This is a genomic window from Pseudomonas sp. Kh14, from assembly GCF_900291005.1.
GTDB lineage: Bacteria > Pseudomonadota > Gammaproteobacteria > Pseudomonadales > Pseudomonadaceae > Aquipseudomonas > Aquipseudomonas alloputida.
This window is the reverse complement of record NZ_OLKJ01000043.1, coordinates 1-2,046: the sequence shown is the minus strand read 5'-3', so window position 1 is coordinate 2,046 and position 2,046 is coordinate 1. Positions and strand designations below refer to the sequence as shown.

Sequence of the window (2,046 nt, the reverse complement as noted above, 5' to 3'; positions counted from 1 at the left end):
GACCGAAGGCGGCGAGATCACCTACACCGTCACGCTGACCAACAAAGACGGCCTGCCGATCAACAACCACTCGGAGCTGTACTTCAAGCTGACCGACGGCACCACTGTCGTCGTGGCAGCCAACAGCACCACCGGTTCGGCCACTGTAGCCGCCCCGGACAACGTCTATGTCGGCACCAACGCGCCGGTGGTCAATGCCATCGACGCGGTCAGCGGCGCAGATGCGTGGAAGTTCGAAAACCTGAACCTGGACAAGACCCCGGTCAGCACCGAGGTCACCGACGAGCCAGGCACTCCAGGCAGCGAAGGCGACATCGTCAAGGTCACCATCACAGCCGACCAGACTTCGGTAGCCGAGAACGTCAAACCAACCTTCACTGTGCACGTCAACCAGCCGCTGGCCCACGACCTGGTCGTGACCCTGAGCAACAATGCCCAGGTCACCATCAAGGCCGGTGAAACCAGCGCGCCGTACACCCACGACGCGCAAGGCGATGACGTCTACCAGGACGCTGGCCAGATCAGTCTGGGCATCACGTCCGCTGTGGATATAGACGGTCACACCTTTGAGAACCTGGAACTGGGTGGTGCTGCTTCGGTTCAAGTGACCGACACCCTCGACGAAGTGGTGGCCAAGCTGACCGCGACCCCTTCGGTCACCGAAGGCGGTGAGATCACCTACACCATCACGCTGACCAACAAAGACGGCTTGCCGATCAACAACCACTCGGAGCTGTACTTCAAGCTGACCGACGGCACCACTGTCGTTGTGGCAGCCAACAGCACCACCGGTTCGGCGACTGCAACCGCCCCGGACAACGTCTATGTCGGCACCAACGCGCCGGTGGTCAATGCCATCGACGCGGTCAGCGGCGCTGATGCATGGAAGTTCGAAAACCTGAACCTGGACAAGACTCCAGTCAACACCGAGGTGACCGACGAGCCAGGCACTCCAGGCAGCGAAGGCGACATCGTCAAGGTCACCATCACGGCCGACCAGACCTCGGTGGCCGAGAACGTCAAACCGACCTTCACCGTGCACGTCAACCAGCCGCTGGCCCACGACCTGGTCGTGACCCTGAGCAACAATGCCCAGGTCACCATCAAGGCCGGTGAAACCAGCGCGCCGTACACCCACGACGCGCAAGGCGATGATGTCTATCAGGATGCGGGCCAGATCAGCCTGGGCATCAACTCGGCGGTGGATGCCACTGGTGCTGCGTTCGAGAACCTCGAGTTGGGCGGTGCCGCGAAAGTGGATGTCACCGACACCCTCGATGAAGTCGTGGCCAAGCTGACCGCCACCCCGTCGGTCACCGAAGGCGGCGAGATCACCTACACCATCACCCTGACCAACAAAGACGGCCTGCCGATCAACAACCACAGTGCATTGACCTTCACCCTGAGCGACGGCAAAACCGTCATCACTGTGCCGGCCAACGGCACCGTGGGTACTGCCACCGTGGCTGCCCCGGACAACGTCTACGTCGGCGCTAACGACCCTGTCGTGATGTCGATCGCTACCGTTGAAGGTGCGGACGTTGGCAAGTTCGAGCAACTGACACTCGACAAAACCCCGGTCAGCACTACCGTGACCGACGAGCCAGGTACGCCGGGCAACGAAGGCGACTTGGTCAAAGTCACCATCACGGCCGACCAGACCTCGGTGGCCGAGAACGTCAAACCGACCTTCACTGTGCACGTCAACCAGCCGCTGGCCCACGACCTGGTCGTGACCCTGAGCAACAACGCCCAGGTCACCATCAAGGCCGGTGAAACCAGCGCGCCGTACACCCACGACGCACAGGGCGATGACGTCTACCAGGACGCAGGCCAGATCAGTCTGGGCATCACGTCCGCTGTGGATATAGACGGTCACACCTTTGAGAACCTGGAACTGGGTGGTGCTGCTTCGGTTCAAGTGACCGACACCCTCGACGAAGTCGTGGCCAAGCTGACCGCCACCCCGTCGGTGACCGAAGGCGGCGAGATCACCTACACCGTCACGCTGACCAACAAAGACGGCCTGCCGATCAACAACCACTC

Annotated in this window: 1 protein-coding gene; it reads left to right on the top strand. The window is 61.6% G+C overall.

What is annotated here, in order from left to right; translation table 11 throughout:
- Positions 1 to 2,046 (top strand): immunoglobulin-like domain-containing protein (locus tag FQ668_RS27235; protein WP_369333841.1); only part of this gene is annotated, 2,046 nt, incomplete at both ends.